Annotated in this window: 6 protein-coding genes; all 6 read right to left on the bottom strand. The window is 44.3% G+C overall.

Going from position 1 to position 6970, the window contains the following annotated elements; translation table 11 throughout:
• Positions 1-181 precede the first annotated feature (181 nt).
• The 6 genes from ABI430_04460 to ABI430_04435 all read right to left on the bottom strand — a co-directional run bounded on the left by ABI430_04460 (position 182) and on the right by ABI430_04435 (position 6967).
• Positions 182-772, bottom strand: a complete 591-nt coding sequence (locus ABI430_04460; GenBank protein ID MEO8638124.1) for a PEP-CTERM sorting domain-containing protein — start codon at positions 770-772, stop codon at positions 182-184.
• Between the two features lie 297 nt (positions 773-1069).
• Positions 1070-1396 carry an RNA-binding protein gene (locus ABI430_04455; protein MEO8638123.1) on the bottom strand — a complete coding sequence of 109 codons (327 nt, stop codon included), beginning with the start codon at positions 1394-1396 and terminating at the stop codon, positions 1070-1072.
• Between the two features lie 374 nt (positions 1397-1770).
• Entirely contained in the window at positions 1771-2649 is an 879-nt protein-coding gene (locus ABI430_04450) for a hypothetical protein (GenBank protein ID MEO8638122.1), read from the bottom strand.
• A 2-nt stretch (positions 2650-2651) separates the two neighbouring features.
• Positions 2652-4232: a tail fiber domain-containing protein gene (locus tag ABI430_04445; GenBank protein MEO8638121.1), complete on the bottom strand. Its 1581-nt coding sequence runs from the start codon at positions 4230-4232 to the stop codon at positions 2652-2654.
• A gap of 195 nt (positions 4233-4427) precedes the next feature.
• Complete coding sequence (locus ABI430_04440; protein MEO8638120.1) at positions 4428-6032, bottom strand: tail fiber domain-containing protein; 1605 nt, start codon at positions 6030-6032, stop codon at positions 4428-4430.
• 137 nt (positions 6033-6169) lie between these two features.
• A complete protein-coding gene (locus tag ABI430_04435) occupies positions 6170-6967 on the bottom strand; it encodes a hypothetical protein (GenBank protein MEO8638119.1) in 798 nt (265 codons plus the stop codon).
• Positions 6968-6970: the final 3 nt, after the last annotated feature.

Below are 6970 nucleotides of genomic sequence, written 5' to 3'. Positions count from 1 at the left end.
CCAATTACTTTTACCCGCAAGAACTGTGAACAACGCGAGTAAATCTTACAGATAATACTAGCCAATATCGGGTTAATATTCAATTCTGATGGCTAGATATTCAGCATTGAAATGGATTGAACATTAAAAAAAGTACTATTCTGGAGAATAGTACTTGACCTGTTGTCAACCGTAGCTCGGCTCAACGCCGTCTATGGGCCACAAGAGCAATGCCTCCGATGAAAAGGATGATTATTGAACTCGGTTCAGGGACAACTTGAGAAAGATAGAGCTGGTCCGTTCGAAATACATGTTCATCCAAAATCAAGTATGAAAGGTCACCTCCTTCTGGATCATGTGTGATTTCAAAAAAGTTGAGTCCCAACGAATACAATCCCGTTTGCGGAGCAACGAAATTTTCCAAAACGACCTGGAAGATTCGGCGTTGTCCCTCGGGTACGACATACCATTCCGATGTGTCTCCAATTTCACTCCCAGAATTCATGAGAGTCTGCACCGGATCATAAAAGCTATTAAGATCCAGTTGAAGAGTCGCGATGGGGAAGTTGTGATTATACTGGCTGTAGTCTTCGCTTCGGATGAATAGATTTTCGGATGAGGTTACCTCAAAAGAAATCGAAAAGTTCCCGAAGTTCACAAGATCGCCACCTGGCCCAGGAGCATAGTGGATGGATGTATGTGTGCTGACGAGACCAAACTCTTGTGCCCGAGCCACGTCGGGAAGAGTGAGTAAAAGAACGAGCGAAATGAGTCGGAATGAACTGGTCTTCATGATTATTTCCTTTGACAGTTTGGCGGTATTGCCGAGTTCACCATATCACAAGATTGATGGCACTTCAACCATAGGCGTCAATCGTGTAGCGTCTGATATTCTAGGGCAAATAAAAACCGCATCGATTTTTCGAATACGGTTGCAGTTCCCATTTTTCCCGTGAGTTTTCGAATAGCTGTAAAAATGAGGACACCGCTTCTCAAACGGGTAAGAGTTGACCACCCAGAAATCACAAAACCGCCCATTGGGCGGTTTTGTGATTTAGCTAAAAGCTGATAGCTAGTAGCTTGAAGCTATTTAGAAGCTTCTTCGGTCGCCACGATCACCTCCCCTCTCATATCCTCCACCGCCATTTCGCTGTGGACGATCGCTTCGGGGCGCCATTGGGCGAGCCTCGTTGACAGTCAAAGTCCTTCCATCCAGTTCCTTTCCATTCCAGAAGCTGACTGCTTTTTCAGCGTCAGCATCCTCCATTTCAACGAAACCAAATCCCCGGCTCTTTCCTGTCATTCTGTCCATGATTATGTTTGCAGATACTACCGATCCAGCTTGAGCGAACGCGTCCTTCAAACCGTCTTGGGTAGTAGTGTAAGACAAACCACCAATATATAATTTTTTTGCCATTTTATATAACTTACATATTGAGCACACTTCTTCGTTGCTTCGCTCATTTGCTCCTGCAGTGTAGTATCTAAACTACACTTTAGTCGCAAACCTCGCTCACGCCTCGAATTGCATCTCAATATGTAAGTTCTATTTGTATCTAACTATCTTAAACATCGATAGACGACCTTCACCAAATTGAATCAACTTGAGAGAAATCCTACGATTGGAGATTAGCATACATGAATCCCAAAAAATAGCAAGGGGTTGGCGAATCGCCCTGTGGATATGGCACTTTTCCACCTTTTTGCATTATGAGACTCGATTTCCCAAAAACCTGTTTTCTTACCTAATTCATAGCGCCCAAGTTAAGTCCTACAGAGACGACAACATATTCATTTTTTAAATAAAGTGAATCTGACAAAGAGGGCGATGACGATTAAGAGAAGGATGATAAGCGAGATTTTTAGCGCAATGCCCGCAAAGTTCCCCGATGTATCTGTGGTATTCGGCTTACTTTCAATGTTTGCTTCATTTTGATTCTCAATACTTGATGAAGCTGAATCGGTTTGCGATAACGAAGCGTCCGACTGTCCATCTTGTGGACTAGCTTGTTGACTAGCTTGTTGACTATCTCCTGCTGGAGGATTGGTTTGTAACTGTATTCCTTGCGCATTGTTAATGAAAGTATTTATGGATTCAGACAAAGCATTGGGGCTCAAGGAATCTAGAGAGTCGAGTTCAATCGGATTAGTTTGAGGTGAAGTAAATACGGATCTGCCTCCCCCTCCTGTCCTTCTTCCAGTAGAGGCAGTGACGACCTGCCTTGAACTAGCTGGCCTCCAGTCGGTCGTGACAGAGCAATTGTCACAATCGAAATTGATGCGACCATAAACGGCTCCCGTGGCTATGCCGGTAAATGTTCCCGAGGAATTCACTGTAACGCCGGAGAAATCAATATATCCGCCTCCTTGGCTCCAAGCAAAGCCGGAGAGAGTGCCATTGCCGTCGTTTAGCACTCCTGATTGGTCGGGAGCAAGATTGATCCAGCCATAATTGGCATCCCAGGCGTAACCTGTAACAGCAGTATCGGTAATATGGATATTTCCTTCTGCGGGAGCAAAATTGACCCAGCCAGTATACTCGCCCCAGGCGTATTGATTTACTATAGTGCCATCGGTGGCCGAGGCAAAAGAAATTGACGGAAACCATACAGACAATGCGAAAAAGAAACTGCAAACAAAAAGAATTTGTATTTGATTACGAGACACCATAATTATTGAGTAGCTGTTTCGGGGGAAGTCAGCTCAACAGAATTAGTGGGAGTGGCAGTATCCAAATTTTCCGGTTGCACAAAGAGCTCCGTTGGCGACACTCTCGGCGGTTCTGGAAGAATTATAGGAGCTAGGGAACTCGTGTCATTTGGTATCGAGTCAGTGGTCGTTGCGATTGAGTCGGGAGCAGGAGGGGTGCTGGAAGTTGTGGTAGAAATCGGGTCTGATGAAGACACGAGAGTGGACACGGAATCAGGTGGAGGAGAAAGTGGCACTATCGGTTTTGCCCCAGAATCGCGTAACAGTTGTCTCAACGCTTCCTTTGAGTAGCATTCATCATCAATGCAGATTTGTTCAGTTATGTGAAGTTTCTTCGTAAATAATTCAGTCGCGATGTTATGAACCAAATCTTTAATCGCCTGAAATGCCACCGCAACAAGGTTGCCGTAGGAGATGCCTTTGGAGCCGTCCTCACCGTCTACAACTTCGGGAATTACAAGCTCGAGTTCTTGGGCAATAAATCCAACCTGTGGGATATGGGTATCACCCTTCATCGTGTAAAAACGAGGTTGGGTTTGGAGGACTGTATCAAGTCCGTATCTGGTGGAGAGGTCAACAATGTTTTCCTTGTAAGCGATGTCCGAAGCGTTGGTCCAAGCTCCGGCGGCATTTAGCGTTGCGGTATTCAAAACTCCCGCTGTATCTCCACCGGTAAATGACAGAACTCCTGAAGTATCCATAAACATGCTTCGATAATCTGTGTTGTTTGAGGTCGAGAGCCATAAACCACCTGCCGAAGTGTTGGCGCTTTGGGTGATGGAGAGTTTGGAGGAGGGAGTGGTAGTTCCAATTCCTACAGTTCCAGCAAACCAATTTCTGGTCGTGGTTTTACCATATCCAAAAATATTGTTGCCAGAAACTGTTAAAAAACTGCCGAAAGCGGCAGAATCATCCCCCGGGGCCGACGCTTGAGAACCTATAGCAATAGACCGTCTTCCGACTCTTGATGCGTACCCAACTGCGACACTATCACTAGAGCTTGCTTGGGCAGTCGCCCCGATAACAATATTTTTAGGCTCGTTAGCTAGAGATTTTACACCATAACCAATCAATATATTGAAATACGAGTTGGCAGCCCCTGGAATCCCTCCAGTTTCTATATTATTCCCTAATAGCACTGATGATCCTTCACCTGCTCCTGCTGTAAAAACAAGATTATTGCCGATGATGAGATCTAAATTATCACCACCATTGGATATGAGATAAGGGTGATTAGATATTACTATTGAACTATCAACGCTCGAAGTTTGAAGACTCTGTTGGCCGACGACACTTAGTTGTTGGGAAGGCGTAGTTGTTCCGATACCAAAACTAGGCATACCTGTGTATGCCGAGGGAGAAACGGTGCAGTCGGGGTTTGTAGGAAGACAACTGGGGTTCAGCGTTTGACCGGGAGTATAGAGCGGAGAAGCAAGGACAAATGAGGGGAGAGAAATAATAACAAACAAAGCGATGACTACTAGTCCTCCCAGTTTTATTTTAAATTCGCAAGATGTGCTTACTCCTCCTCTTTCGGAACTCAAGATCGGCATTTTTGAGTCATACATAAAAAATTCAAGTAAATTGAAAGATAAATGAAAGCTATTGTGTACTAGTATACCATAATTTTGTAACCGCAAGGGCTTGGGTGGTGGATAAATAGTAATCCCAAAGGTTCAACCTTTGTGTCACTAGTTCGGTCAAAAGCGACTGCTACCCTTGACGTCCGTTCATCGCAATCAAAAGCCTAATACCGTTATTCCCTGCACTGTCGGTTCTGCCACAGTTACAGGAGGGATTGGATCCGTTATCACAGTTTCCTCCAATGATTGAGGAGGTGTAGATGAAGCCGTATCGTCCGGAATAGGGTCGTCTGTAATTGGTTGGGTTGAGGTCGCGATTGGATCAGGGGTAGAAGGAGTGCTTGGTGTTGTGGTGGTGGTTGGGTCAATGGAAGGAGCGGGAGGTAATGGATCAGGTTGAGCGGTGATTGTTCCGCCGGCTCGAATAAGGAGTGCCTTCAACTGGTCTTTGTTGATACAGATGTCGTCTGCACAAAGATTGTCCGTTTGGACGGTTGTAAACGTGCCTGTTACTGCCTTAATTGTGTTTACCATGAGATCATTCAACTTGCCCGCAAGTTCCTTTATCGCCTGAAATGCCACCGCAACAAGGTTGCCGTAAGAGATGCCTTTGGAGCCGTCCTCTCCGTCTACAACTTCGGGAATTACAAGCTCGAGTTCTTGGGCGATAAATCCGACTTGAGGGATATGGGTATCACCCTTCATCGTGTAAAAACGAGGTTGGGTTTGGAGGACTGTATCAAGTCCGTATCTGGTGGAGAGGTCAACAATGTTTTCCTTGTAAGCGATGTCCGAAGCGTTGGTCCAAGCTCCGGCGGCATTTAGCGTTGCGGTATTCAAAACTCCCGCTGTATCTCCACCGGTAAATGACAGAACTCCTGAAGTATCCATAAACATGCTTCGATAATCTGTGTTGTTTGAGGTCGAGAGCCATAAACCACCTGCCGAAGTGTTGGCGCTTTGGGTGATGGAGAGTTTGGAGGAGGGAGTGGTAGTTCCAATTCCCACAGTTCCTGCAAACCAATGTCTGGTCGCGGCAACACCGTATCCAAAAATATTGTCGCCAGTAACTGATGCAAAAGGGCCGATAGCTGCAGAAAAATTTCCTAGAGCCTGCGCTGTACTACCTAGAGCCATAGAAAAACTCCCGACACGTGAGTTGAACCCAATTGCAGTACCATCGCCGGCGCTTGCTTGAGCCAATGCTCCAATTACGACATTTTTTGGCTCGTTGGCAGTCAGCAATACATGATCTCCGACGACAACATTCCAATATGAGTTACCTGCTTTGGAGACACTTTCAATACCATTTCCTATAAGAACAGATGCGTCTGGGGCGTATATACCTGAACCTGTAAAAGTAAGATTGTTACCTATGGTAATCGTAGTTGCATTGTTAAAACTTTGCACGTTTGAATCTGATATTATTATTGAATTATCTGTACTAGAATTCCTTCTGATGCTCTGTTGACCAACGACACTTAGTTGTTGGGAAGGCGTAGTTGTTCCGATGCCAAAACTAGGCATACCTGTGTATGCCGAGGGAGAAACGGTGCAGTCGGGGTTTGTAGGAAGACAACTGGGGTTTAGGGTTTGACCGGGAGTATAGAGCGGAGAGGCGAAGACAAATGAGGGGAGAGAAATAATAACAAACAAAGCGACGACTACTAGTCCTCCCAGTTTTATCTTAAATTCTTGAGAGGAGATTACTCTCTCTCTCTCTCTCTCTCTCGAAACGCGAGATTGGAAATTTTGAATCATACATAGAAATTCTATAAATTATTAAAATGAAAAAACGCTGTTGGGCTCTTAGTATACCACAATTTTGTTATTAAAAAGCTTGAGTCGAATAAATATGTTAACTATTATACATTCTTTTTCTATATCAGAATAGTGCGCTACGTCAAGGAGCTGTGGATTACGTGATTTCCCACTCTGGTTCGCTTGATATGAAGGGTTACAGCGCCAATTTGAAGCTTAATACCCAACTCATGAACTATGGAGCGCACATAGGTGCCTCGGGAACACACTGTTCGAAATGTGAAGACTACAAATTCGCTTCGCTTGCAATTTTCAAAAAAAGTTTTCCAACTTTCTGCAATTTCATCCTGCCTGAAATCTCCCTTCACTTTAGAAATCGATTCGTTCACAAATTCTTCAAATTCTTTTTTATGTATGCTTCGAAGGCCTGTCAATTCCAGATTATATATTTCTATTTCAATTTCAGGGATATCAATTTCATTTAGTTTTCCCTCTTTCGCCCAATTGAATAACTTTCTGCCTAGGACTGTTTTAGATGAATATGGGGGATATAATTGCATGCGTTTTCCCTTCATTTTGTCAATTTCATTTATGATTAACTTTTCACCATGAAAATTTTTTGACTTTAGTTCCCAATCGTCGATTGCCAATTTCCAACTTGGAACGCCTAAAATATCATAGGTGTCAGTCTGGATTCCGAAAACAGCTTCAAAGATGTATTCTTTATCCAAGTCAAGATATTTTTCCTTATTTTCAATTTCTTTTCCGCAAACGACAAGCAGTACTCCCTCCGCCATCGGGTCTAGTCGGCCCGCATATGTCATTTTTGTATCCGCGTATTCGGGATGCCGGCTTTTGAAACGCTCTATCGTCTCACGGGGCGTTTCCCCGTGGCGTTTGTATAAATTTAAGACTCCTGCTTGTATAGTGCTCATAGC

The organism is Candidatus Taylorbacteria bacterium, from assembly GCA_039934295.1.
Taxonomy (GTDB): Bacteria; Patescibacteriota; Minisyncoccia; order Phycocordibacterales; family HO2-43-120; genus HO2-43-120.
This window is presented reverse-complemented; position numbering and strand designations above follow the sequence as displayed.

Excerpts from the sequence above, each read along its gene's own strand:
- ABI430_04435 (MEO8638119.1), bottom strand. The coding sequence starts at position 6,967 with ATGAGCACTATACAAGCAGGAGTCTTAAATTTATACAAACGCCACGGG.
- ABI430_04460 (MEO8638124.1), bottom strand. The coding sequence starts at position 772 with ATGAAGACCAGTTCATTCCGACTCATTTCGCTCGTTCTTTTACTCACT.
- ABI430_04450 (MEO8638122.1), bottom strand. The coding sequence starts at position 2,649 with ATGGTGTCTCGTAATCAAATACAAATTCTTTTTGTTTGCAGTTTCTTT.
- ABI430_04455 (MEO8638123.1), bottom strand. The coding sequence starts at position 1,396 with ATGGCAAAAAAATTATATATTGGTGGTTTGTCTTACACTACTACCCAA.
- ABI430_04440 (MEO8638120.1), bottom strand. The coding sequence starts at position 6,032 with ATGATTCAAAATTTCCAATCTCGCGTTTCGAGAGAGAGAGAGAGAGAG.